Annotated in this window: 23 protein-coding genes; 6 read left to right on the top strand and 17 right to left on the bottom strand. The window is 71.9% G+C overall.

The genetic code is table 11. The annotated features are described in order from the left end of the window. Window positions 1-68: 68 nt before the first annotated feature. Both AB0F82_RS04000 and AB0F82_RS04005 read right to left on the bottom strand, forming a co-directional pair. Window positions 69-1580, bottom strand: a complete 1512-nt coding sequence (locus AB0F82_RS04000) for an alpha/beta hydrolase (RefSeq protein WP_362623709.1) — start codon at window positions 1578-1580, stop codon at window positions 69-71. Window positions 1581-1691: 111 nt separating this feature from the next. Then, window positions 1692-2654, bottom strand: coding sequence for an aldo/keto reductase (locus AB0F82_RS04005; protein ID WP_362623711.1), 963 nt, complete (start codon window positions 2652-2654; stop codon window positions 1692-1694). Between the two features lie 61 nt (window positions 2655-2715). On the opposite strand from AB0F82_RS04005, the gene AB0F82_RS04010 reads away from it, so the two are divergent. The 5 genes from AB0F82_RS04010 (at window position 2716) to AB0F82_RS04030 (ending at window position 6579) form a co-directional block, all read left to right on the top strand. Beyond that, on the top strand, window positions 2716-3675 hold the full coding sequence (locus AB0F82_RS04010; RefSeq protein WP_362623713.1) for a MerR family transcriptional regulator: 960 nt from the start codon (window positions 2716-2718) through the stop codon (window positions 3673-3675). Then, a complete protein-coding gene (locus AB0F82_RS04015; protein ID WP_362623716.1) occupies window positions 3672-4007 on the top strand; it encodes a hypothetical protein in 336 nt (111 codons plus the stop codon). Before AB0F82_RS04010 ends, AB0F82_RS04015 begins: the two co-directional genes overlap by 4 nt. A 328-nt stretch (window positions 4008-4335) precedes the next feature. Next, entirely contained in the window at window positions 4336-4785 is a 450-nt protein-coding gene (locus tag AB0F82_RS04020) for an AMP-binding protein (protein ID WP_362623718.1), read from the top strand. Window positions 4786-4796: 11 nt separating this feature from the next. Next, window positions 4797-5597 carry an AMP-binding protein gene (locus tag AB0F82_RS04025; protein WP_362623721.1) on the top strand — a complete coding sequence of 267 codons (801 nt, stop codon included), beginning with the start codon at window positions 4797-4799 and terminating at the stop codon, window positions 5595-5597. Between the two features lie 25 nt (window positions 5598-5622). Continuing rightward, complete coding sequence (locus tag AB0F82_RS04030; RefSeq protein WP_362623724.1) at window positions 5623-6579, top strand: endonuclease/exonuclease/phosphatase family protein; 957 nt, start codon at window positions 5623-5625, stop codon at window positions 6577-6579. Here the strand turns inward: AB0F82_RS04030 and AB0F82_RS04035 are convergent. The 5 genes from AB0F82_RS04035 to AB0F82_RS04055 all read right to left on the bottom strand — a co-directional run bounded on the left by AB0F82_RS04035 (window position 6563) and on the right by AB0F82_RS04055 (window position 14758). Next, complete coding sequence (locus AB0F82_RS04035) at window positions 6563-8074, bottom strand: hypothetical protein (RefSeq protein WP_362623726.1); 1512 nt, start codon at window positions 8072-8074, stop codon at window positions 6563-6565. The genes AB0F82_RS04030 and AB0F82_RS04035 overlap by 17 nt on opposite strands. Then, complete coding sequence (locus AB0F82_RS04040; RefSeq protein WP_362624390.1) at window positions 8067-11954, bottom strand: bifunctional glycosyltransferase/CDP-glycerol:glycerophosphate glycerophosphotransferase; 3888 nt, start codon at window positions 11952-11954, stop codon at window positions 8067-8069. Before AB0F82_RS04040 ends, AB0F82_RS04035 begins: the two co-directional genes overlap by 8 nt. Window positions 11955-12310: 356 nt before the next feature. Next, the gene (locus AB0F82_RS04045; RefSeq protein ID WP_362623729.1) at window positions 12311-13465 is read right to left on the bottom strand and encodes a hypothetical protein; all 1155 of its coding nucleotides are present in this window, start codon (window positions 13463-13465) and stop codon (window positions 12311-12313) included. A 487-nt stretch (window positions 13466-13952) separates the two neighbouring features. Further along, window positions 13953-14201, bottom strand: coding sequence for a hypothetical protein (locus AB0F82_RS04050; protein ID WP_362623732.1), 249 nt, complete (start codon window positions 14199-14201; stop codon window positions 13953-13955). 44 nt (window positions 14202-14245) lie between these two features. After that, a complete protein-coding gene (locus AB0F82_RS04055; protein ID WP_362623735.1) occupies window positions 14246-14758 on the bottom strand; it encodes a hypothetical protein in 513 nt (170 codons plus the stop codon). A gap of 185 nt (window positions 14759-14943) precedes the next feature. Between AB0F82_RS04055 and AB0F82_RS04060 the strand changes: the two genes are divergently transcribed. Next, complete coding sequence (locus AB0F82_RS04060; protein WP_362623738.1) at window positions 14944-15318, top strand: toxin Doc; 375 nt, start codon at window positions 14944-14946, stop codon at window positions 15316-15318. Between the two features lie 31 nt (window positions 15319-15349). Here AB0F82_RS04060 and AB0F82_RS04065 read toward each other — a convergent pair whose 3' ends face one another. The 10 genes from AB0F82_RS04065 to AB0F82_RS04110 form a co-directional block, all read right to left on the bottom strand. Continuing rightward, entirely contained in the window at window positions 15350-15721 is a 372-nt protein-coding gene (locus tag AB0F82_RS04065) for a hypothetical protein (protein ID WP_362623741.1), read from the bottom strand. Between the two features lie 352 nt (window positions 15722-16073). After that, complete coding sequence (locus tag AB0F82_RS04070) at window positions 16074-16994, bottom strand: MurR/RpiR family transcriptional regulator (RefSeq protein WP_030654469.1); 921 nt, start codon at window positions 16992-16994, stop codon at window positions 16074-16076. A gap of 64 nt (window positions 16995-17058) precedes the next feature. Further along, window positions 17059-17691, bottom strand: a complete 633-nt coding sequence (locus AB0F82_RS04075) for an NADPH-dependent FMN reductase (RefSeq protein WP_362624392.1) — start codon at window positions 17689-17691, stop codon at window positions 17059-17061. Window positions 17692-17906: 215 nt separating this feature from the next. Beyond that, complete coding sequence (locus AB0F82_RS04080; protein WP_362623744.1) at window positions 17907-18248, bottom strand: TcmI family type II polyketide cyclase; 342 nt, start codon at window positions 18246-18248, stop codon at window positions 17907-17909. Between the two features lie 38 nt (window positions 18249-18286). Then, window positions 18287-18766, bottom strand: coding sequence for an SRPBCC family protein (locus AB0F82_RS04085; protein ID WP_362623747.1), 480 nt, complete (start codon window positions 18764-18766; stop codon window positions 18287-18289). A 1-nt stretch (window position 18767) separates the two neighbouring features. Next, window positions 18768-19022: an acyl carrier protein gene (locus tag AB0F82_RS04090; protein ID WP_362623750.1), complete on the bottom strand. Its 255-nt coding sequence runs from the start codon at window positions 19020-19022 to the stop codon at window positions 18768-18770. A gap of 44 nt (window positions 19023-19066) precedes the next feature. Beyond that, on the bottom strand, window positions 19067-20305 hold the full coding sequence (locus AB0F82_RS04095; protein ID WP_362623752.1) for a beta-ketoacyl synthase N-terminal-like domain-containing protein: 1239 nt from the start codon (window positions 20303-20305) through the stop codon (window positions 19067-19069). After that, window positions 20302-21573: a beta-ketoacyl-[acyl-carrier-protein] synthase family protein gene (locus AB0F82_RS04100; RefSeq protein ID WP_362623754.1), complete on the bottom strand. Its 1272-nt coding sequence runs from the start codon at window positions 21571-21573 to the stop codon at window positions 20302-20304. The genes AB0F82_RS04095 and AB0F82_RS04100 overlap by 4 nt, the downstream gene beginning before the upstream one ends. Then, entirely contained in the window at window positions 21570-22013 is a 444-nt protein-coding gene (locus AB0F82_RS04105; RefSeq protein WP_030965476.1) for a cupin domain-containing protein, read from the bottom strand. The genes AB0F82_RS04100 and AB0F82_RS04105 overlap by 4 nt, the downstream gene beginning before the upstream one ends. 116 nt (window positions 22014-22129) lie before the next feature. Next, complete coding sequence (locus tag AB0F82_RS04110; RefSeq protein WP_356816059.1) at window positions 22130-23227, bottom strand: SchA/CurD-like domain-containing protein; 1098 nt, start codon at window positions 23225-23227, stop codon at window positions 22130-22132. Between the last annotated feature and the right edge of the window lie 236 nt (window positions 23228-23463).

The raw sequence follows: 23463 nt of genomic DNA on the forward strand, positions 1-23463 counted from the left end.
ATCGTGGCGCCGTCCGGGTGTCCCCGCGCGTGGGCGGCGGTGCCGGCCGGCGCCGGCCGGCGGTGGGATCAGTTCGCGCAGTACGTGTCCCGGGCGGGGCGCCGGCCGGTGGTGAGGTAGTCGGTGACGGCCCGGTCGCCGCACGCGTTGCCGTTGCCGAGGTAGAGCCCGTGGCCGCCCTGCTCGACGGTCACCATGCGGGCGCGGCCGCCCAGGGCCTCGCGCATCTTCAGGGCTCCGAACAGCGGCGTCGCCGGATCCCGGCGGCTCTGGAGCATGAGGACGCCGGACGGGCCGTCGCCGGTGATCGGGGTGGGCTCCTGCGCGGGGGCGGTCTTCCAGAAGGAGCAGGGCAGCACGTTGACGGGCATGCCGGCCGTGAGCGGGTACCGGGCGCGGTCCTCCGCCACCGCGGCCCGGTAGGCGGCCGTGGACGTTCCCGGCCAGGCGACGTCGTTGCAGATGACGCCCACCATGACGGCGGCGTCCTCGTCCCGGACCGGCCGCGCCAGCTCGGGCGGGAGCACGGGGGTTCCCGCCGGGTCCTGAGCGGCCTTGACCAGCCGCGCCAAGGAGGGGAAGGCGGCGTCGGCGTAGAGGGCGTTCTGGAGGGCCTGGCGCAGCCCGTTGCCGGTCAGCGGCACCCCGGGGGTGGTCGACGGGCGAGGTTCCCTGTCGAGCCGGGCCGCGAGTGCGACGACCAGCGGCTCGACGTCCTCCGCCCGTGCGGCCAGGCGCAGGCCCTCCCCGTCCCGGTCGGGACGGGCCGCCCACGCAGCGAAGTCGGGGAAGCGCTCGTCGGCGCCCCGCGACATGTTCGCCAGCCAGCCGCGGGCGACCCGCCGGGGGTCGGGGTCGCCGCTGCTGTCGAGGACCCAGCGGTCGGTGCGCCGGGGGTGCTTCTGCGCGTACTGGGCCGCCACGTACGTCCCGTACGAGGTCGCCCAGGCGGAGAGCCTGCGTTCGCCGAGGGCCTCGCGGAGGCGGTCCATGTCCCGAACCTGGTTGGCGGTGGTGAAACTGCGCAGTTCGGGGCCGCCGTTGCGGTCGCAGGCCTCGGCGATGCGCCGGGAGCGCGCGACGTTCTCCGTGATGTCGCCGTCCGGGCCGGGCCAGGACCGCAGGCTGGTCAGGTACCGGTCCTCGGGGTCGAGGCCGCAGCTCGCGGTGGTGCTGGCGCCCACCCCGCGCGGGTCGAAGGCGACGAGGTCGTAGGCGCCGGCCAGCTCCCGCTGGAGGGCGGCGCCCTTCAGGGTCAGGCGCTGCACCCCGGATCCGCCCGGCCCGCCGGGTATCACGACGAGCGTGCCGCGGCGGGCCGAGGGGCGGTCGCTGAGGAGGCGGGAGACGGCCACATGGATCTGCCGGCCGCCGGGGTCGGCATAGTCGAGCGGGACGGGCAGTACGGCGCACTCCTGGGCGGTGGGGCCGCCCGGTCGGGTGCAGGGCTTCCAGTCGAGCTTCGGCACCGCGGCGGTGGCCGGCCGGGCGGCGGCCGGGCCGGCGGTCGCGGTCGGGCCCGCGGCGACGGTGGCCGCGGCGAGGGCGAGGAGCAGGGCCTTCTTCGGGTAGGTCGTCATGGCGCAAGCCTCGTCGCTCCCGCACCGGGCTCCCATCCGGCAGGCCGGTCGGGCCGTGGTGGGGTCAACCCCCTTACCGCGGACGCGGCTTGCCGGTGTGGCGGGTGCCGTTCAGGGGAGGGGTACGCCGCGGGCCGTGACCCAGAGCTCGTACCACTCCTCGTGCGTGAGGTCGGGTTCCCGCACGGCCGCGTCCCGGCAGGCACGGATCCGGTCGGGGCGGGCGGTTCCGATGACCGGTGCGATCCGCGACGGGTGCCGCATGAGCCACCACAGCAGGACCGTTTCCGGCGTCGTCTCCTTGCGCCGGGCCAGCCCGGCCAGCAGCTCGGCGGTGGCCCGCTCGGCCGGGGTCTGCTGTCGGCCGGTGAACCGGCCCTGCGCCAGCGCGCCCCAGGCCTGGAGGCGGATGCCGTGGTCGCGGCAGTGTTCCAGCGTGCCGAACGGAAACCCGTTGGCCCCGGACGCGGGGGTGTTGAGGAGGACCCCGGCCTCGACCCAGTCGCGGCTGTGCAGGCTCATCTCCAACTGGTTGGCGACGAGCGGCTGGTCCAGCCGTGCCTGGAGGTGGGCGATCTGCGCGGCGCCCATGTTGGACACGCCGAAGCGCCGTACGAGGCCCTGCCGGTGCAGGGAGGTCAGCGCCGACGCGAGGGAGTCCACGTCCGCCAGCGGGTCGGGACGGTGCAGCAGCAGGACGTCGATGACGTCGGTCCGCAGCCGGGTGAGGCTCTCCTCCACCCGTCGCGTGACGGTCTCCCCGCGCAGGTCGTACATGCCCGGGCGGTCCTCGTCGCCGAGCCGGATCCCGCACTTGGTCTGGATCGTGATGCGTTCGCGCAGGCCGGGAGTCCGCGCGAGGACCTCGCCGAAGACGGCCTCGGACTTGCCGTGCCGGTAGATGTCGGCGTGGTCGAAGACCGTGATCCCGCTGTCGAGGGCGGCCGCGACGGCCGCCTCGGCGGCGTCGATGTCGCCGGACCCGTACGGCCCGGGGTCCCAGCTCCCGCCGAGGCCCATGCACCCGTACAGCACCCGGCCGTCGCCGCCCCTACCCACACCCTCGTTCGTCACGCCGCCACCCTATGGGGTGCCCGGTTGAGTCTCCTGTAGGGGGAGACTCCAAGCTGGGGGCATGGACAGCGACACACTCCGCTCCATCGGAGAACTCTCCCGCCGGACCGGCCTGACGGTGAAGACCATCCGGTTCTATTCGGACCGGGGCATCGTCCCGCCCACCGCCCGGAGCCCGGCCGGCTACCGACTCTACGGCCCCGATGCACTCGCCCGCCTGCAGCTGGCCCGCACACTGCGCGATCTCGGGTTCGATCTGGAGACCGTACGCAGGGTGCTGGACCGGGAGGCGTCCGTGGCCGAGGTCACGGAAGCACACGCCGACGCCCTGGACGTACAGATACGCACCCTCCGCCTGCGCCGGGCGGTGCTCCGCGCCGTCGCCCGAAGCGGCCCCACCACCATGGAGATGGACCTCATGCACCGACTCGCCACGCTCTCCGGGGCCGAACGACGCCGACTGGTGTCCGACTTCCTCGACGACGCGTTCGAAGGTCTCGACACCAACCCCGAGTTCGTGGCGCTGATGCGCTCCGCGGTGCCCGAGCTCCCCGACGACCCCACGCCCGAGCAGATCGAGGCCTGGGTGGAGCTCGCCGCGCTCTGCCAGGACGCGGACTTCCGTGCCACGATGCGCCGTACGGCCGAGGAGCAGGCGGCGGAGCCGTCCCGGCAGGACGTCGGCGCGCTGCACGACGCTCTCAACCGGGCAATGGCCGAACGCATGGACGAAGCCGTCTCCGCCGGCCTCCTGCCCGCCGCCGCCGAAGGCGCGCCCCGTACCGACGTGCCGGCCGCCCTCTACGCCGACGCGTTCGCGCGGGCCGGCGGAGGCGACCTGCGCCGCTGGCTCCTGGCCCGCCTCCGGACGACCGCCGACCCGGACGCCGCGCGCTACTGGCGGCTCCTCGCGACGGTCAACGGCTGGCCGGTCTCCCCCACCCTCGCTCCTCTCCGGCCCTGGTTCACCACCGCCTTCGCCCCCGGCGTCGGCAGCCGTCGCGAAGGGGCGGTGCGATGAGGAGGCGACGCCTGAGGCTCGGCCTGTACGCGGACGAGCAGGGGCTGGCCTGGGTCATGGGCCTCGTCGAGGACGCCGTGGGCTCCCGCACCGCCCGGATCGTCGACGGGACCGTCGCGCACACGGCCGACGACTCGCTGGACTTCCTCGCGGAGCAGTGGGCCACGGAACATCCGGACCAGAGCCCCGGATCACGGCAACCGGTGGAACTGGTCTTCCACTTGGGTTGTTCCCTGCGGACTTGGCGGGCCGTCCGCAAGGCCGTACTGACTGCCCTGTGTCCGCAGGGATCGGCTCCGCACACCTGCCGGGTGCCCTGGACGGTGGGCTGAAACGCCGCCACCGGCACCCCGGCGTAGGCTGTTCCCACAGGTCAGCAGGGTTCGTTGGGGGTTCTGCCGAGGGCAAGGGGCGCCCCTGGTTCGTACAGCCCATTGTGTGCGCCCGTGCTGCCGGTTTGGCTTCGAGCAGGCCGACGTCGTGCCGGCCCGGCACGTCACCGGTACAGAAGGAGGCGCATGACATCCATGCTCGACGGCTGCACGCCCTGGCCCGAGGGGTTCGTCGACCGCTACTGGGCGGCCGGCCACTGGCGCGGGCACCACGCTGGACAGCCTGCTGCGCGGCCGGGCCCTGCAGCACGGACCGCGCACCGCCCTCGTGGCCGGCGGCACGCGCATCACGTACGCGGCCCTGAACCGGCGCGTGGACCGCATGGCGGCGGGCCTGCGGCTGCTCGCCCTCCGGCCCGGGCAGCGGGTCGTCGTCCAGCTGCCGAACGTGCCCGGGTTCGTCGTCACCGTCTTCGCGCTGATGCGCGCCGGAGCGGTCCCCGTACTGTGCCCGCTCTCGTCCCGCGAGCCCGAGGTGTCGCACCTGGTGCAGGCCACCCAGGCCGTCGGCTACGTCGGCCCCTCGACGTACGAGGGCTTCGACCACACCGCGATGGCGGCGGACATCGCGGCCCGCAGCCCTTTCCTGCGCCGGGTGTTCACCCCGGAGGCGCCGGGCACCTCGTCCCCGTACGGCGGGCGCACGACCGACCCGTCGGGCTGTCACTACTTCCCGCTGGACTCCCTCGACGCCCCGCCCGCGCCGGCGCTCCCCTGAGCGCCGGCCAGGTGGCCTTCTTCCTGCTCTCCGCCGGAAGCGGCGCCGCCGGACGCGACGCCGCCGGGACGGCCGCGCCGCCCCTGCTCGTGCCGCGCACCCACAACGACTACGCCTACCAGGCGGGGGCGGCCGCCGAGGCCGTGTCGCTCACCGGGGACGACGTGTACCTCGCCGCGCTGCCCGCCGAGTCCGACCTGACCCTCGGCGGTCCCGGCATCGTCGGCACCCTCTCGGTCGGCGGCACCGTCGTCCTGGCCGAGGACCCGGGACCCGAGGTGTGCATCGCGGCCGTCGCCCGGGAGCGGGTCACCGTCACGTCGGTGGTGCCCGCCGTCGCCCGGCGCTGGCTCGACGCGCTCGCGGCCGCGGCCGCGCCCACCGGCCTGGGCAGTCTGCGTCTCGTGCAGGTCGTCGGCGCGCCGCCGGACCGGGGGCTCACCGAGCGGCTCGCGTCCGTGCTGGGCTGCCGCCCGCAACAGCTCTTCGGGATGGCCGAGGGGCTGCTCACCCTCACTCGGCCCGCGGACCCGGACGAGGCCGTGTTCGCCACGCAGGGCCGCCCGCTCTCTCCCGACGACGAGATACGCATCGTCGACGCCGGCGGCAGGGACGTGCCCGACGGGGGGCCCGGTGAGCTCCTCGCCCGCGGGCCCTACACCGTGCGCGGCTACTACCGGGCGCCCGAGCACAACGCCCGTTCCTTCACCGGCGACGGCTACTTCCGCACCGGCACCCTCGCCCGCCGCACCCGCGACGGCCACCTGGTCGTGATCCGGAACGCTTCGGACGGGGGGCGATTCGGCGGCTGACCGGCGGATACCCAATGATGTCGGAATGCAGAAGCAGAAGGAGACCGGGTGGCGATCGATCCGCCGCCGGTTCGGCCGCACGGTGACGGCCCTCGGCCTGTTGACGTCGGTGGCCTGTACGTCGGCCCAGGCGCCGGCCTCGATCGCCGGCGCGGGCTTGGGCCCGGGGAAGCCGGACGAGGTCTCGGTCGCGACCTGGAACATGTGCGGTGTGCGGCAGTGGAGCTGTGAGCACACGGGCGGTCCGAAGGACAAGTTCCAGCAGTTGCGCGACCTGATCGGCGACTCCGGGGTGCGCGTGCTGCTCCTGCAGGAGGTGTGCTCGGACGACCTGTCGTCCTCGGCGCTGCGCCTGGGCCCGGAGTGGCAGTCGGTCTTCGAGCCGTACGCGAACGTGGACGCGGCGGGCGCCCGTACCGCGATCCAGTGCACCGACGGCGGACGCGGGCGGGCCGGCTTCGCGCTGCTGGCCGCGTCCCGGCTGACGGACGTGGAGGTGATCCCGACCGAGCAGCCGACGGTGGGACTGCACCGGGGCGTCCTGTGCGCCCGCGTCCCGGCCCAGGGACTGCGGGTGTGCAACGCGCACCTCTCGTTGCGTGACAGCGACGACGAGCACCCGGACTGGGACTTCCGTGACGACCAGCTGAGCTCGCTGTTCGCCGCCGCCTCGACGGACGAGCGCACGGTCGTCGGCGGGGACTTCAACTCCCCTCCGCCGGGCCAGGAGAACACGGCCGCCTGGATCTGGCCGCCGGAGGCGTACACCACATACCGCGAGTGCGACCAGAAGGGCGGCTCCCGGAAGGCGCGCCCCACCCACACGGACGGCACGAAGATCGACTACCTGTTCACCGCGCTCCCCCGCACCGGCTGCGAGGTGGTGGACACCAAGGCGTCGGACCACCGGCCCCTGGTGATGCGGGTGAGCCGCCCCACGGAAACGGCCCCCGCCGTTCCCGGGGTCAGTACGCCGAGTTGAAGTAGACGCCCTGGGCGGGAACGGGGTACGCGCCCAGCGTGGTGAAGGGGACGGCCGCCCACGGGGACACGTTGCCGACGGCGTCCACCGCGATGGCCTCGACGAAGTGGTCGCCGTCGTTCCAGGGCCAGCCCGGCTCCCACATCCAGCTGCCGTCGGGCCGCACCTCGCACGCGCCCAGGGCCGCTCCGCCCTCGTGGAAGTCCACGCGTACGGCGCCGGGAGCGTACCCGGCGAAGCCGACGGCGGGACCGGGCACCTGCTGGTGCGGCGAGGGCGCGGTCACCGTCAGGGCGAGGTGCTGTGCCGGCATCGACGGCTGGGCGGCCTGCTCGTACGCGGGAGTGGCCGCGTAGGTGCGCTCCGCGTGCTCCCCTGCGACGAAGGCCACTTCGGAGCGCTTGGTCTGGTAGTTGTTCGCGTCCGCGGCGAAGAGCCGGACGACGTGCTTCCCCTTGGGCCAGGGGTCGGTGCGCTCCCAGATCCACGTGCCGTCGGGAGCGACGGGGGCGGTGCCGCGGTACTTGCCGTCCTCCCAGAAGCTGACGCGCACGGCGCCGACGGCGGTGCCGGTGAAGCGGACGGCGTTCGCCGGGACCCGTTCCCCCGGTGCGGGCGTGTGCACGACCGGCTTGGGGAAGGAGTCGCCCCGCACCTGGGAGGTCTGCTTGAGGTAGGTGTCGATGGCGGATGTGTCCCGCTTCGGCTGTTCGAAGCCGTTGCGCACCATCCCGATCCGTGGGGCGATTCCGTCGACGAGGAGGTTCAGCAGCCCCATGAGGGCGGGGAGGTTGTGCCGGGTGACCTTCCCGGCGTCGGTGATGAGGGGGGACTCGTTGTAGACGAAGTTGAAGTTCTCGCGTCCCTGGAAGTGCCCGAGGAACGGCTCCACCTGTTGCTGGTACTGCGGGTCCCGGGGGGAGGTGAGGACGTAGACGTTGGCCGACGGGTTGGCCCCGCTGCCCACGAGGTCGGGCAGGACCGAGTCGAGGATGTGGACGTTCTGGTCCGTCGGCTCCCCCATCATCACCCGTGCCGCGTCGGGGTTGCCCTCCTTGACGCGGGTGCCGATGCGGAACTGCGGCGAGCCGGCCACGATGTTCCTGAAGCCGTACTTCAGCCCGAAGAAGAGGGCCGCGCTGCCCCCCTCGGAGGTGCCGAACGCGGTCACCTGGTCCGGTGAGAGGGCCAGTGCGTTCATGACGCGCGAGACGAGGCCGGCGACGGACTGCTCCAGGGAGAAGTCCATGCCCCTGCACAGGTGGTAGGTGTTCGCGCCGTCGAGCAGGTCCCGCACCCACAGGATGTTCGACCGCAGCTCCCCGAGCTGCCCGTCCGCCCAGCCGTATCCCCCGGTCGCGTGGCGGTTCGCGAAGACGACGACCAGGTGGCGGTTGCCGCCCCGCGCGTGGGAGAACCTGTACTCGATGGGCAGCGGCCCGGAGGAGTCCACGCCGCTGAAGACGCGGCGCGCTTTCTGGGCTGCCTCAGACATGCTCGGAATCCATCCTTCTCACCGGCTGGCGCGGCACCTGGCCGAGGGTGCCTCCGTTCCAGGGGCCGGCCTGGCCGGCGGGGTGGCCCGCGTGGCCTGCATGGCCCGGGTGGCCTGCATGGCCGTGACCGGGGTGGCCCGCGTGGCCTGCATGGCCCGGGTGGCCTGCTTGGCCTGCATGGCCGTGACCGGGGTGACCTGCATGGCCCGGGTGGCCCGGCGCGCGGACGCCGGCCATGCCGACGGCGGGCGCCTGGGCCCGCGCCGGGTCGAGGTCCCCGCCCGCGACGAGGATGCGGTCGGTCAGCCTGGCCGAGGCGTAGCCGTCGTCGAGGTCGCAGAACTCCTGCTGGAACCAGCGGTAGCGGGCGGCGTACCCGTGCTGGATGCTGTCGATGTTGCGGATCGCCCCGATCAGTTCGGGGGACGTGAACACCAGCGGGCCCGGCGCGGACTGCTCGAAGTCGAAGTAGAAGCCACGCAGGGTGTCCCGGTAGTGGTCCAGGTCGTAGGTGAAGAACAGGATCGGCCGCCCGGTGTTGACGAAGTCGAACATCAGGGAGGAGTAGTCCGTGATCATCACGTCGGCGATGAGGGACAGGTCCGCCATGTCGGGGTAGTCGGACACGTCGAAGACGAAGCCGTCGCCCGCGCCGGGCACCGGGTCCACCACGTTGGGGTGGCGCCGCACGAGTAGGACGTGGTCGTGGCCGAGCCGCGCCCTGGCGTCGTCGAGGTCGATGCGGAAGTCGAGCTTGTACTTGCCGGGTGCGTAGAACTGGTCGTCGCGCCAGGTCGGCGCGTACATGATGACCTTCTTGCCCGGCGGCAGGCCGATGCGGCGGCGCACTTGCGCGGCACGGCCGGGCTCCGCCCGGCGCAGGATGTCGTTGCGCGGGTAGCCGCTCTCGACCATCTCGCCCGGGAACTGGAAGGCCCGCTGGAGGATCGGGGTGCTGAAGCTGTTCGGGGACACCAGCATGTCCCAGTTCTGCACCTCCTTCTCCACGCGCTCCAGGTACCGCTTGTCGGCGAAGTGCACGGCTTCGATGTCGTGGCCGATCCGCTTGAGCGGGGTGCCGTGCCAGGTCTGGACGACGACCTGCCCGTCGCGCTTCTCGAACCAGTCGGGCAGGTGGTTGTTGGCGACGATGTACTTCGCCCGGCCCATGGCCTCGTACCAGTCGGGGGACCACATGCGGACGGGGCGGGCGGTGGGCGGGACCGCGACCTGGTCGTCGCGCACCACCCACAGGTGCTCCAGGTCCGTGCCGCGGCGGACCATCTCCTCGTGCAGGGCCCGCGGGCTGTCGGAGTACTGGGTGCCCTTGAAGGCGTCGAAGAGCACGGCCGCGGTGACCGGCTTGCGCCGGGCTTCGGGGTAGGTCTTGGTGCGCATCAGCTTCTGCCGGTACGGGCCGCGGGCCTCGTCCGGCATCGCCGAGTGGACCAGGAGCGAGAGCCGGTCGTAGGCCTCCGCCTGGAGTTCGTAGCGCCGCTCGTTGCTGCTCATGTCGCGGGGCAGCGTGGGGATCAGGTCCTGCGTCATCTTGACCATGAGGTCGCCGGAGCGGTCCTCGGGGTCGACGGCCGAAGGGTCCTGGCGGCGCAGGAAGAAGTCCCAGCGGCCGGCGGCGAGCGGTATGTCCCCGGCCAGGGTGCGCATCGCGGCGGGTGTGACGACGAAGGTGAAGTCGTTGCCCTGCCAGGTGATGGGCACGACGCGCTCGGCACCGTGGGCACGGGAGCGTATGACGACGTGCGCCGTGGCGTACTCGGAGGCGTCGAGCCTGTCCTGCGCGGCGTAGCCGACGACGACCTCCAGCGAGCCGTCCTGGCGCCAGGTCGCGGACTTGGCCAGCGGCAGGGTGTCGCGTTCGAACAGCACGACGTAGCCGGAGCCGTTGCGGTGCACGAAGACCTCGCGGTCCCCGCCCTCGGTCTGCAGCCGGGCGGGCACCCGGTAGTGGCCGTCGGGGGCCTCCTCCGCCATGACGGGGTAGATGGGGGCCTTGCGTCCCTCGACGTGCAGGGTGGTCTTCCAGCCGTTGGCGCCGGTGTTCCAGGCCTCCGGAACACCGTCGGAGGAGTTCGTACGGTGGCCGGGGACGAGGGCCTTGGCCGGGATGCGGGTCACGAAGCCGTACCAGCCCTCGCCGCCCTGCTGGAACTGCACCCACGCGTCGTGCCGGCCGGCGCCTCCCATGCTGGCCACACGGAACTTGCCCCATTCGGGAAGCTTGGGGCCGAGGTAGACACCGCGGAGTTCGAGGTGGTCGCCGACCATCCGGTGCTGGGTGATGCGGCAACGGACCCGCTCGACGCGGAGTTTGAGCTTCCCCTGGATGAAGAGGGGCACCACGCGGGTGTTCTTCTCCACGTACCGGTAGGGCGGGTTGGCCGCGCTTCCGGCTCCGCCCCGGACGATCCCCTTGTAGCGGAACAGGCCGCGGCTCAGCACGCCGGCCGCCACGTCCCAAGTCCCCTCGACCCATTCTCCCTTGCGCTTGAGGCGGGTCGGGTCGAAGCGGACCTGGAATCCGGACCAGTCGTAGCAGTACCGGCTCTGGTTCGAGTACTCGGTGGCCTGCGGGTAGTAGGTGGTCTTCGCCTTGGCGACGACCACGCGGCCCTGCTTCTTGTTGCGCAGCGCGATCGCCTTCATCGACATGTGCCGCTTGTGCACGTTGATGAAGCGGACGTACGCGGACCCTTCGAGGATCAGGTGGTCGGTGTCGTCCCACTGCGCGCCGCTCAGCGAGCCGTGCAGCGAGAGCTCCTTGTCCAGTCGGTAGGCGCTCTTGTCGATGCCCACCGAACGGTCCCCGAGATAGGGGTAGTTGAGGTAGCGGTGGAAGCGGCGCTGGACGGGCATCGGCCCGCCCTTGCGCTCGAACTCGACGACGTCGAGCAGTTCCTTGAGGCGGCCCTCGCGTACGAGCAGCCACTTGACGCGGGCGTCGGCGGGCAGCTCGTGGATGATGTCGGCGTCGGCCTCGTCCAGGAAGTCGTTCGCCCACCGCATGAAGGCGTCGCGGTACTCCTCGTCGGCGTCGGGGAGCACCTTCAGGTGCAGCATCAGGTCCGACTTCAGACACGCGAGATCGTACTTGCGCTTGTGGTCGGAGTAGGACCTCGCCCGGTGGCCGGCGAGGAAGCGGCTGACCGACTGCACGGCGGCGACGCGGTCCTGGAGGTTGCTGAACTCGGTGTGCCGCTGGGTGATGGACGGTGCGGCACCGCCTTCGCGCCTGCGCCAGAAGTAGACGATGTCCGTGAGGATGTCGACCTTGGCGGCCCGGAAGTGGGCGAACATGTTGACCCAGGAGTCCTCGTACATGACGCCTTCGGGGAAGGCGATGTAGTGGTAGTCCCAGAAGGACCGCCGGAACAACTTGTTCCACACCGTGCGGTCGTAGATGAGGTCGGGCAGCTTGGTGATGTGCGTGCCGCGCTTGTTGGCCCGCATGGGCGCCTTGTGCAGCGGGGACTGCCATCTCCTGGTGGAGTTCATCATCTGCACGTTGCCGGAGACGAAGTCGGAGCCGGAGGCTTCGAGGGTCTGCACGAGCAACTCGTAGGCGTATTCGGGTATGACGTCGTCGCCGTCGACGAAAGCGAGGAACTCCGCCTGGGGGTGGGCGGCGCGGATGCCGACGTTACGGGCGTGGCCGGGCCCCATCGACTGCTGTCGCAGCAGCCGGAAGCGCGGGTCGCGGCGGGCGAAGTCGGCGGCTATCGCGGTCGAGGAGTCGGTCGAGCCGTCGTCGACCATGATCACCTCAAGGTCGCGGAACGTCTGCCTGGCTATCGATTCCAGGCACTCCCGGAGATAGATCTCGACGTCCTGAAAGGGCACGACGACGCTCAGGCGGGGCATACCTGCCACTCAGCAAACTCCTCGGTAGACACACTTCTCACGGCGTGTTGGGAGTTGCTGCGGCATGCCGCCAGACCCGCCCCAGAATCTGGTCACCACCGCTCCCCGCACGCTCGACCCTCCCCACAGCCTGTGACCGTACATTTATCCGACCTTCACAGGGTGTGCGCAGCGTAGGCCAACTGTTCAGCGCCGGGCAACTATTCACAAGCGCTCAAGCCGCCCAAACCTTCACTCAAGCGAACGAGTGATGACATCCGACCTGTGCTGGACGCGTCAACTACCCACCGGTCGGGGGAGCGTATGCGGGGGAAGTGATTCCGGCGCTGGAGCGCCCCGGCGCCCGGTGAGGTAGGTCACCCCACGTGACACCAGGGCCCGAAGGAGAGGCCCGCGTCCGCCAGGTCCTGCCGGGCGATCCGCAGTCCGCCGCCCGTGTCGAGCATCGCGATCGTGACCGCGCCGCGAGCGTCACGGGCGATTGCCGGCACCCCCGCACAGCGGTCCCCCACCGGCGCCCACCACGCGCCGTACTGCTCACCCTCCGTAGGGTAGGCGGCGATTTCGGGGTGTCCCTCGGCACCCCGCTGGAGCAGGACCGTGCAGTCGTAGCCGTTGATACGGGTACGGGTGACACCCACGGGGCCGACGCCGCCGGCGCCGCCCAGCGGCATGAGCATGTGCGGGGCTCCGGCAGGGGCCTGCGGGCGGTAGGCGATGACACCGCCGTCCGCCGGGTGACGCCAGAAGTAGGTGCCGGATCCGGGGCTCGTCTCACAGGAGCTGTAGGTCCCCTCGACGGCGTCGGCCTCCATGCGCCCGAGCCATTTGAAGCCGGCCCCCGGCCCGCCCTGACCCCAGTACGACGCTCCGCCGCGGAAGGGTGCGAGGAACTCGGCACGCCCCTGGGCCGTCACGAGGGGGGCGACGCCTCCGCGCACCCACTTGCCCTGATAATCCTGCCAATTGTCCCAAATGCCGTCCGCGCGACGCGTCCGGCCCCGCACGCCGATGCCGAAGCGGGTGGCGAGCACATGGAGCGCTCCGGCGCCGTCGGGCAGCACGATCGGGTCGCCGTACGGAGGCTGGGGCTCCTCCTCCTTCTCCGGGAACGGGTTGCCCACGGGCCGCCAGTCCCCGAGCGGCCGGCCGGTCTGGTACTGGGCCGCCAGGACCAGCTCGCGGCCGTTCGGCGCACCCTCGCGGTGGCGGGTGCCGACGAACCAGACGAAACCGCTGGAGTCCTGGGCGAGCGTGAACCGGCCGGCCCACCCCTCCACGGGGAAGAGGTCGGGCCCGTGCCACACGTCCGAGCCGGGCGCCGACTCGGTCCAGCGCACCAGACCCTCGGCGCAGCTCGCGTAGGCGGTCAGCCGCCCGTCCCGTCCGAGGCGCAGCCAACCCGGGGCCAGGTGCCCGGCGTCGGCCGCCGCGGCTATCTCGGGGCCGGGGACGGCGGGCTCGACGGAGGTGACTCCGAGGTCCGCTCCGTCACGTCCGCGTCGCGCCATGTCCCGGCCACTCCTGCCCACACTCGCCCTATTTGTCCGTCCCGGCCCGGCGGGCCGTTGGACAATGTACGTCAGTACGCCAACGCGTCGGCGCGAGGGACGGAATATCCGGTTCCTCCCCGACGCCCCCGTGCCTGCGGCCCCGGTGGAGGCCGCCGGCGCCGGTCGGGGCCGGTCGGGGCCGGCGAAGCCGAGGGACGTCGTGCGGGTACTCCGGGCGGAGTACCCCGGAAACGCTACGCCGGGGTGACGCGGGTGACGGCGGGTGCGGCACAGGGCGGCCGTACGGGTGAACTGCGCGAACGCCCGGGTCCCCCGTGGCGGCACTGCCGTACGTCCTGGACGAGCGGTTCGGCCACCTCTCAAGGACGGAACGGCATGACCGTCGCCGGTCAGGCGGTGCCGCTGTACGCACGGGCGCTGGGCGGGCCGGGGTGATGCCCATCCCGGCCCGTTCGGCCGACCCGGTTCCGGTGGGGCGACGGGCTCAGGGAAGGTCTTCGGTCGGCGGGTCGGCCTCGTAGACGTGCGGGGTGTCCGACTCCCACTCCACCAGTTCGGTGCCGCCGAGGACGACCTCGTCGGGGTCCGGCATGCCCGCCCGTCGCAGGAACTCGATGAGGTCCTCGTCCGAGCGGGCCAGGCCGAGGGGCTCCTCCCGGTTGGCGGTCCGCAGGGTCACCTGCCGGCCTCCCGACGGGAAGATCCGGTGCACGACGACGGGCGCATGATGCATACCCCCCAGCCTCGCCGGACCGGCCCGCTCCGGCATCCCGGGAGTCAGCGCGTTCGACCGACGGTGGCGGCGCGGTCGGCCGACGCACGGATGCGGAACGTGGAGGGGTCGGGGTAGGTCGCCTTCTCGGCCCGGACGACCTCTTCTATCTCGGCCTTGAAGGCAGGCTCGAAGAAGTCGACGCCGAGGAGCAGTTGCAGTCCCCGCAGCGTGGGGTCCAGCAGCGGGCGCGCCATCCGTGCCCCGCCTCCGCCGATGCCGGCGAAACCGGCCCGGGCGATCGCCGGGCGGGCGGCCACGCGGTCCTCGACGCCCGCGGTCGCGTAGCCGAGGATCAGCGCGAGTTCGGCGAGGAACTTCCGGGTGCCGAGGGCCATCTCCTCGGCGCCCTGGAGCGTCTGTACGGTCCCGCCCGCCACTTTGAAATCGTCGCCGGTGCGCTTGAGGCCGCGCGTCTCGTACACGGCGAGCGCCTCCTCGAAGAGCCGCCCCGCCTCGTCGACCGCCTGCATCGCCGTCACCAGCTGGTCGATGTCGATGTCGATCTCGCGCTTCACGCTGCCTCCTGGTCCCGGAACTGTGCTGCACAGACCGTAGGAGGCAAAGTCCCTCTGCGGAACCTCTCTGCGCGGTCATATCTCGCGGGACGTGCTCCGGTGCGGAGGCGCAGTGCCGCGTACGCCTTCGGTCGCCCGTTCCGAAAAGCCCCACGGCCGGGCGCGCGGCGGGGATACTCGGACGGGTGGAACTGCACATCGATCACCGCTGGCTGCTGGAGCGGCAGGAGGCGCTGTTCAAGGACGTGGAGGTGGCCGACCACTCCGCCCTGGTCGCCGCCGTGGCCCGGCACCGGGTCAACACGCCCAGCCTGGAGGTGGACGCACCCGACGCCTACTGGCGCGCGGCCGCCCTGCTCGACGCGATCGTGCTGCTCCGACCGCTGCCCACCTCGAACGAGTACTTCGCCTACGGGGTCGCCGTCGCCTACATCGAGGCCTCCGGGAAGGCGGTGGAGGCCCCCTACGAGCAGTGGCGCGACCTCGTCACCGACATCCGCATGCTGCGCGTCAGCGTCTTCGACGTCGCCGCCCGGCTGCGCTCGTGGCAGCCGGCCTGAGGGCGGCCCGGGGCGGTTCCCCCGGCGCCGGTCAGCGCCGGCGCTGGGCGGGGGTGCCCACCAGGAGCGCGTCCGAGACGAGCCGCGCGCCACGGGCGAGGCGGCTCAGCTGTTCGAGCTCCAGGGCGTACATCCTGATCGAGTTCTCGATGACCGACTCGGCTATGCCCATCATGGGCAGCTCGGCGCGGCTGGTCTGCAGGGCCGCGCGTACCGCCCGCATCTCGTGCTGGAGCTGGAGCTGGACGTGCCGGGCGAGGAGTGCGTGGTGACGGGTCAGCGTCAGGTACCCGCCGTAGCGGGCCGGGAGCAGGTCCCGCAGCCATCGGGTGGCCGTGCGCTCCCAGTCGTGCGTACCGGGCGCCTTGACCTGCATGGGCCAGTCCGGGCTGAGCGTAAACATGGCCGTCTGGGGCATTCTCGTCACTTCCGAGGGGTGTCGAAGCTCTGATCGAGACGTTCTGTCGAGACGTTTGAGGGGCGGCCTCGGCCCAGGGGTTGACCGAGGCCGCCATGGGCGCTCTGCGGGATCCGAAAGCCTGGACTCGACCCGCGGTCGCGACGTGAGGAGGAGGTTCGTCGTACCGCGGTGCGTTCGAGAGGACGTGGGGTCGTCCTCCTTGGCATCTGGTGGATCAGGAGCGCCGTCGCCAGTAAACATATATACCGTCGAGTAAGCAAGAGTATGAAAAATTTCATGCACCTCGAAGGCTGAATATCGCCTGGTGAAGCGGGCCCGAGGGGTCTGGGAAGCGCTACAGGAAGAAGCCGTGCTGGTCGGCCACGTGCTCGTAGTCCTCCAGACGGGCCTGGGTGCGCTCGGGATCCGCGTCCGCCATCGCCTGCAGCAGGGCCGCCGACAGCATCCCGGGCGCCGCGTAGGAGTCGAACACCAGGCGGGAACCGGTAGCCGCCGTCAGGGCCACGTCCGCCTCGTCCACCAGGGGCCCGAGGGTGGGATCCGTGATCAGGACCACGCGCAGCCCCGTACTGCGGGCGGCCCGGACCGCGGAGAGGGTCTCCTTGGCGTGCCGCGGCATGGCGAACGCGAGGACCCAGGTCCCGCCGGCCGCCCTGGACTGGAGCAGTGCGTCGAAGGCGACGCTGCCGCCGCGCGTCACGAGGCGTACGTCGGGGTGGATGCGCCTCGCGGCGTAGGCGAAGTACTCCGCCAGGGAGACCGAGATCCGCAGCCCGAGGACGGTCAGCGGCACCGAGGCGGCCAGCTCGCGGCCGATGTCCAGGACCTGGTTGGTGTCGGCGAGCAGCCGGCGCACGTTCTCCAGGTTCTCGATCTCCGCGTCGACGGCGGCCTGGAGTTCGTTGCGTCGGATCTGCTCGCGGGTGTCCGGCGCGCCGGCCACGGCGCTGAGCGCGATCGGCTGGAGCACGTCGCGCAGGGCCGGGTAGCCGCTGAAGCCGAGGGAGGACGCGAAGCGGGTCACGGAGGGCTGGCTGACGCCCACCCGTTCGGCGAGCTCGGTGATCGAGAGGAAAGCGGCCTCGGTGAGGTGGTCGATCAGGTACTGGGCGATGCGCCGCTGGCCCGGGGACAGGCGGCGGCCGTCGAAGAGCGCGAGGAGCCGGTCGGCCGGAGGGCGGACCGGCTCCTCGGCCGACTGACCGCTCGGCGTGATCGCAGCCGCTTGTGCGCGTGCCTGCTGCCCCGATGACACCGGAGGGCCTCCTTCTCACGTCACTCGCGCTCAAACATAGCTCACCCCTCGTGGCCGATGATGATCAGTCCTGGGCGCGGGAGGTGACCGGGGCGTCGGTGCGGTCGCCCAGGAACTCGTACCAGCGTCGCTGCAGGCACAGGTAGCGCGTGTCCGCCTCGACGAGGTCGAGGAACGAGCCGATCGTCGCGGCCAGCCGCTCGCCGAGACCCGGATCGGTGAGGCCGCCGTCCTCGGCGAAGGCGTGGTGGGCACCGGCCAGGCTGAACATGTCGGGGTAGACGCGGGCGCCGAGGTGTTCGAGGGGTACGCGCAGGGCCCACAGTCCGCGGTTGCCGCCGACCATCGAGGGCGAGGCCGACACCAGCAGGGTCTGCTTGTCCTTGAAGGGCTGCGGCCGGTAGCGGGACACCCAGTCGACGGCGTTCTTCAGGACGCCCGGCACGGAGGCGTTGTACTCGGGCGAGGCGATGATCAGCGCCTGCGCGGCCTCGATCCGCTCGCACAGGGCCAGGGCGCCCTCGGGCAGCCCTTCGCCGGCTTCCGCGTCGCCGTCGTACGGGGGCATGGGGAAGTCGCGGAGGGTGACGGGTTCCGCCACTGCCCCGGCCTCGCGCACCATCTCGGCTACGAGGGCCGCGAGCCGGACGTTGACCGAGCCGGTACGGGAGGACCCGGACAGGACGAGGGCGCGCAGCGAGGTACGGGGGTGCTCCCCGTCGTGCGGACGGCCCGGATCCGTCGGGAAGTGGTCGGGGTCTGTCGGGTTCATGCCGTTTCCTGCCCTCTGCTCTCGGCTCGGCTTCTCGGCTCGGCTCTCGGTTCTCTGTTCCCGGGCCTGCGGACGCCCGGCGGGCGACGCGCGGCGGGACCCGCACACGCCGGTGTGCGGGTCCCGTCCGGGCCGCCGGGTCACTTCGCGCCGGGGTTCTCCCAGCGGTAGAACTCGTGGGCCATCGCGTCCTTCGGGCTGCGCCAGGTCTCCGGGTCGTGCGGGCTGATGTACGCCGTGAGCCGGTCGCTCAGCCTGCGGAACTCCGGGTGGTCGGTGACCTTGGCGATGGCCGGACCGGGCGGCCGGTCCGCCTCGATGAAGTGCATGTAGACGTCGCCGAACTGGAAGAGGCTCCGGCGTGTGACCCCTACCAGGTGCGGCAGTTCACCCGCGTCCGAGTCCGCGAAGAGCTCGGCGATGTCGGGGCCCGATCCCGGCGCCATGCGGGCGACGATGAGAGCGCGGTGCGTGTCGTTCATCCGACTGCTTGCCTTTCGTTTCAGAGACGTCGGAGACGTCAGAGACGGCTGACGGCGGGGGTGCGGCTCTCGCGTTCGCGCTGCTCGATCTTGTCCCGGATGAGTGCCATCTGGATCGGGGAGTTGCGGTTGATGTTGTCGGTCATCCAGGCGTCGTCCACGGGCGCGTCGGGCTTCATCGCGAAGTCCTGCGTCCACTTCATCCGGGTGCCGCCGGGCACCTTGAAGTACTGCCAGTGGATGTCCATGTGGGCGAAGGGGCCCGTCTCCACCCGCCGGGCGCGGACCGTGAGGCCCTCGCGGTCGACGGTCCGCTCCGAGACCCAGCTCCACACCTTGCCGTTCTCGTCGGGGTGCATGGTCAGGCGGAACGTGGTCGTGTCCCCCTTCTGCTCGAGGATCTCCAGCGAGGCGTACTCGCTGAACAGCTGGGGCCAGTTGGGGAGGTCGTTGGTCATCTCCCAGACGAGCTCCACGGGCGCGTTGACGGTGATCTCGTTCTCGGTGTGTCCTGGCATGTCAGGCTCCGGTCATCAGGCTGTTGTTGACGAGGTCGAGGAATTCCCCGGGGGTCTTGCAGCGGTCGGCCTCGGTGGGCAGGGCCCGTCCGCGCCGGTTCTCCAGCTCACCGACGATGCCGAGCAGGCCCAGCGAATCGAGGCCGTACTCGTGGAAGGGCGCGTCCGGACGTCTCGCCATCTCGATGGGGTCGACGGTGATACCGGCGGTCTTCATCAGGGCCGCCAGCTCCTCCACGGTCAGTCGGTCGGACATGTGGATGCTCTTTTCCTTGGGGGTACCGCTCGGGTCCCGGCGGGCTAGGAGTCCGTCGGGGAGCCCTTGCGGACGACGAGCGCGGAGTTCGACCCCATCCGGCCGCGGCTGAGCACGAGCGCCGTGCGCAGCTCCGCCGGCCGGGCGCTGCCCGTCACCACGTCGAGGTCGTGGCACACGTCGTAGACGTTCGGGGTCGGCGGGACGACGCCGTGTTCCAGCGCCAGGACCGCGGCCGCGGTGTCGAGGGCGGGAGCCGCGCAGTACGCCCGGCCGGTACCGGACTTGGGCGCCGTGACCGGCACCTTGTGTCCGTGGTCGCCCAGTGCGTGGACGATCGCGGCCGCTTCGGCCGCGTCGGCCTCGGGGGTCCCGAGGGCGTCGGCGAAGACCACGTCGATGTCCTCGGGGGCGCAGCCGGCTTCCCGGAGGGCGCCGCGGACGGCGTGGGCCAGCCCCTCGCCGGCCTCGTCGCGCCGCCGGGTGCCGCTGAAGGTCGCGGCGTGGCCCGCCAGTACGGCGCGTACGCTGGCGCCGCGGCGGCGGGCTTCGGCCTCGTCCTCGACGACGAACATGGCGCCGCCCTCGGCAGGGACGAAGCCGCAGGCCTGGTCGGTGAACGGCCGGTAGGCGCGCTCCGGGTCGTCCCGCGTGCTCAGCCCCTCGTACTCCAGCTGGCAGACGATGGAGTACGGCGCGAGGGGCGCCTCCGTCGCTCCGACGAGCATGGCCCGGCTGCCCTGGCGGATCGCCCGGACGGCGTGCGCGAAGGCGTCGAGCCCGCCCGCCTCGTCGCTGCAGACGACCCCGCAAGGCCCCTTCAGCCCGCGGCGGATGGAGATCTGGCCCGTGCTCGCGGCGTAGAACCAGGCGATCGACTGGTACGGCCCCACGAAGCGCGGCCCCTGCTCCCAGAGGTGCTGCAGTTCGCGCTGGCCGAACTCACCGCCGCCGGAGCCGGCTGCGGTGACGACGCCGAAGGAGAAGGGGTCGCGCTCGTAGTCGGCACGGCCGAGCCTGGCGTCCTCCAGGGCGAGGTCGGCCGCGGCGAGCGCGTGGTGGGTGAACCGGTCGGTCTGGACGAGGAAGCGGTCCTCGACCAGCGCGCCGGGGTCGAAGCCCCTGACCTCTCCCGCGACGCGCAGCGGCAGGTGCTCGCAGCCCGCCCTGGTGACGCGGTCCAGGACGCTGGCGCCGGACTGGGTGGCCTTCCAGAAGACGTCGGCGCCGACGCCGTTGGGGGCGACGACCCCGATGCCCGTGATGACCGTACGGCTGGTCACGAGACCTCCTCCTTCGGCCGGGTCATGACCACGGCGGACTGGAAGCCGCCGAAGCCGCTGCCCACGGAGAGCACGCTGCGCAGTTTCCGGTCCCGGGCCACCTTGGGCACGTAGTCCAGGTCGCATTCGGGGTCGGGCGTCTCGTAGTTGGCGGTCGGCGGGACCACCTGGTGGACCATGGCGAGGACGCAGGCGGCGAGTTCGATGGCCCCGATGGCGCCGAGGGAGTGTCCCACCATGGATTTGATGGAGGTCATCGGCGTCCTGTAGGCGTGCGCGCCCAGGACCTTCTTGACCGCCGCGGTCTCGTGGCGGTCGTTCTGCTTGGTGCCCGAGCCGTGCGCGTTGACGTAGTCGATCTCGTCGGCGGCGACTCCGGCCTGGGCGAGGGCGGTTTCGATGGCCCGGGCCATCTCCAGGCCTTCGGTGGTCAGCCCGGTCATGTGGTGGGCGTTGCCGAAGGTGGCGTAGCCGCCGATCTCGCAGTAGACGGTCGCGCCGCGGGCGCGGGCGCGTTCCAGCTCTTCGAGTACGAGGACGGCGCCGCCCTCGCCGAGGACGAATCCGTCCCGGTCGGCGTCGAACGGCCGTGAGGCGTGGGCCGGGTCGTCGTTGTTCGGCGAGGTCGCCTTGATGGCGTCGAAGCAGGCCACGGTGATCGGCGATATGGGCGAGTCCGAGGCCCCGGCGATGCAGACGTCCATCCGGCCCTCCGCGATGGCGTGCACGGCGTACCCGATGGCGTCGAGTCCCGAGGTGCAGCCGGTGGAGACGGTCTGGACGGGGCCGCGTGCTCCCGTCTGCTCCGCGACGGCGGAGGCGAGGGTGGCCGGTGTGAACGCCCGGTGCAGGTGCGGGCCGGCCAGCTTGTGGTCCACGTCCCACCAGGAGCCGGACTGGCTCACGGCGACGTAGTCGTGCTCCAGACGGGTGGTGCCGCCGACGGCGGTGCCGAGGGAGACGCCGGTCCGCCAGGCCTCGTCCGCGGTGAGGTCGAGTCCGGCGTCGCGCACCGCCTCGCGGGCGGCGACCAGGGCGAACTGGATGTACCGGTCCGCGCGGGCCGCCTCCTCCTCGTCGAGGCCGTGCTCGGCGGGGTCGAAGTCGACCTCGGCGGCTATCCGTGAGCGGAAGCCCGTCGGGTCGAAGAGACTGATGCCCCGTGTCGCCGTACGCCCGTTGGCCAGCAGGTCCCAGAAGTCGCGGACTCCGATGCCGCCGGGCGCGACGACGCCCACTCCGGTGACGGCCACCCGCCGGCGGGTCACGAGACCGCTCCTGTACGGTCCGGCGGCTGCTCCCATGCGGTTCCCTCCGGGTTCGGGGCCTGCTCGGTGTCCACGTGTCCCAGTTCGGGGCGCGGGGCGAGGGGGCCGAGGTGGAAGACCATGCGGGCTTCGGTGTCCCCGACGTTGCGGAAGCGGTGGCGCGTGTTCAGGGGCACGAGCAGCCCCTGGTCGGTGCGCAGCGGGTGGGGCTCCCCGTCGAGGTCGACCTCCAGCCGGCCGCTGACGACGTACACGAACTCCTCCGAGTACGGGTGGTAGTGCTCGGCGATCGACTCTCCGGGGGCCATGATGGCCAGGCCCATGAAGCCGCTGGTCGAACCCACCGAGGTCGGGGTGAGAACGGCCCGCAGGTCGCCACCGCGCCGGCGGTTGGGCGGCGTCTCGCTCAGGTCCACGATGCGTGGGCGCTGTTGGGTCATGGTGGGTGCCTCCTGGCGTGTGGGGAGAGCCTCGACGGAGATCGGGGTGGGGGTGTGGGGTCGGTGGGGGCCGGGGGCCGCAGTGGGGCCGGCCGGAAGGAGGGCCCCGGGGAGGATCAGGACTGCGCGGGTGCCCGGCGGTCGGTGATCAGCTTCATGGTGTGGTGTGCGGCGCGGCCCCGCCCGTCGGGCGCGAGCGTCAGCCGGTCGAGCACCGCGGCCTTCCGGGGGCCCGAGATGCCGTAGACGGTCTCGGGGTCGGCCTCCAGCGGGCCGTGTACGTCGATCAGCCGGACGACGATGTCGTCGCGCTGGAAGATGCTGCTGCTCCGAACGGGGCTCCGGGGCCGGCGTGCGGCCTCCTCGTCCTGCCGGGCCAGGAACCTGGCGAGTGCCTGGCCGCAGCCGGGCTTCGCCGGGTAGAAGACCGCGTGCCGCTGCACCTCGGCGGACTCGGGCTCCGGTGCGGCGATGTGGTGGACGGCCGGGACGGCGGCGCGCATGAAGAACATGCGGGCCGATTCCGGGTCGCCGAGGTCGCGGTCCTGTTCGAGGTAGGGGTTGATGGCCTCCTCGACGGCGCGCACCTCGGGCTGTTCCGAGACGTGCCTCAGGGCCGCCATCAGGTCGCCCTGGACCTCGACCGTCCGTACCACCCGGTTGCCGTGCATGAACAGCGAGGTGCGGCACAGGCGGGTGTGGTCGTCGACGCGGGCCGCCGGGGAGGCGTAGCTGGAGAGGATGGACGCGACGTCCTTCTCGCTGCCCGGCTTGACCGTGAAGGTGAGGGCGTGGCGCACGATGCCGGCGCCCAGGCGGGGCGTGGACTGCAGGCGCGCCGTGGGCGGGCGGGCCGCCTGGTCGTAGCCCCGTCCGGTCTCGCGCAGGACGGTGAACTTGAGCGGGCGCATGGAGCGCGCGCACGCACCCAGCGGCCGCACCTGTTCGGCGTGGTGCTCGCTGTTGACCCAGGCGAGGTATTGCGGGGCGCTCTCCCACTCGCTCGTGATCAGCCACTGCGAGGGGTTCTCGAAGGACTGGCACAGCTGGTCGCTGATGTGGCCCGGGACCGACGCGATGTCGTTGCGGAGCTTTTCGTACGCCTCGAAGAACTGCTGCTGGGTCCCCTCGTGGAGATCCATCAGAAGGACGACCCGGAGCATGGAGCCGTCGAAGGCTGACTGCGACACCCGTTCGGAGAGGGTGGTTGTCATCTACTCACTCCTTCATGAGGGGGTGGAGATCCATCGCGTACGGACCCCTCGTCCGTCACCGGTGGCGTCCGCCCGGGCCGGCGGCCGCCCTCTCGGGAACGACAGGCCGGCGCGTCTCAGGGGGAGCCGCTGTCGCTCATCGTCATCCGGGTAGGGGCGTACCGCTACATGTCGGGATCAAGCGGGTGACAACCGGCGAATCAACTGGGCCTCATCGCGGATCGGGGGCATAAAGA

This window comes from Streptomyces virginiae, from assembly GCF_040638905.1.
GTDB lineage: Bacteria > Actinomycetota > Actinomycetes > Streptomycetales > Streptomycetaceae > Streptomyces > Streptomyces virginiae_B.

Bases quoted from the DNA above. Each gene is read 5' to 3' on its own strand.
- AB0F82_RS04110 (WP_356816059.1), bottom strand. From the start codon at position 23,227: ATGACAACCACCCTCTCCGAACGGGTGTCGCAGTCAGCCTTCGACGGC.
- AB0F82_RS04000 (WP_362623709.1), bottom strand. From the start codon at position 1,580: ATGACGACCTACCCGAAGAAGGCCCTGCTCCTCGCCCTCGCCGCGGCC.
- AB0F82_RS04035 (WP_362623726.1), bottom strand. From the start codon at position 8,074: ATGTCTGAGGCAGCCCAGAAAGCGCGCCGCGTCTTCAGCGGCGTGGAC.
- AB0F82_RS04030 (WP_362623724.1), top strand. From the start codon at position 5,623: ATGCAGAAGCAGAAGGAGACCGGGTGGCGATCGATCCGCCGCCGGTTC.
- AB0F82_RS04065 (WP_362623741.1), bottom strand. From the start codon at position 15,721: ATGTTTACGCTCAGCCCGGACTGGCCCATGCAGGTCAAGGCGCCCGGT.
- AB0F82_RS04085 (WP_362623747.1), bottom strand. From the start codon at position 18,766: ATGCCAGGACACACCGAGAACGAGATCACCGTCAACGCGCCCGTGGAG.
- AB0F82_RS04090 (WP_362623750.1), bottom strand. From the start codon at position 19,022: ATGTCCGACCGACTGACCGTGGAGGAGCTGGCGGCCCTGATGAAGACC.
- AB0F82_RS04015 (WP_362623716.1), top strand. From the start codon at position 3,672: ATGAGGAGGCGACGCCTGAGGCTCGGCCTGTACGCGGACGAGCAGGGG.
- AB0F82_RS04050 (WP_362623732.1), bottom strand. From the start codon at position 14,201: ATGCATCATGCGCCCGTCGTCGTGCACCGGATCTTCCCGTCGGGAGGC.
- AB0F82_RS04045 (WP_362623729.1), bottom strand. From the start codon at position 13,465: ATGGCGCGACGCGGACGTGACGGAGCGGACCTCGGAGTCACCTCCGTC.
- AB0F82_RS04080 (WP_362623744.1), bottom strand. From the start codon at position 18,248: ATGAACGACACGCACCGCGCTCTCATCGTCGCCCGCATGGCGCCGGGA.
- AB0F82_RS04040 (WP_362624390.1), bottom strand. From the start codon at position 11,954: ATGCCCCGCCTGAGCGTCGTCGTGCCCTTTCAGGACGTCGAGATCTAT.
- AB0F82_RS04105 (WP_030965476.1), bottom strand. From the start codon at position 22,013: ATGACCCAACAGCGCCCACGCATCGTGGACCTGAGCGAGACGCCGCCC.
- AB0F82_RS04010 (WP_362623713.1), top strand. From the start codon at position 2,716: ATGGACAGCGACACACTCCGCTCCATCGGAGAACTCTCCCGCCGGACC.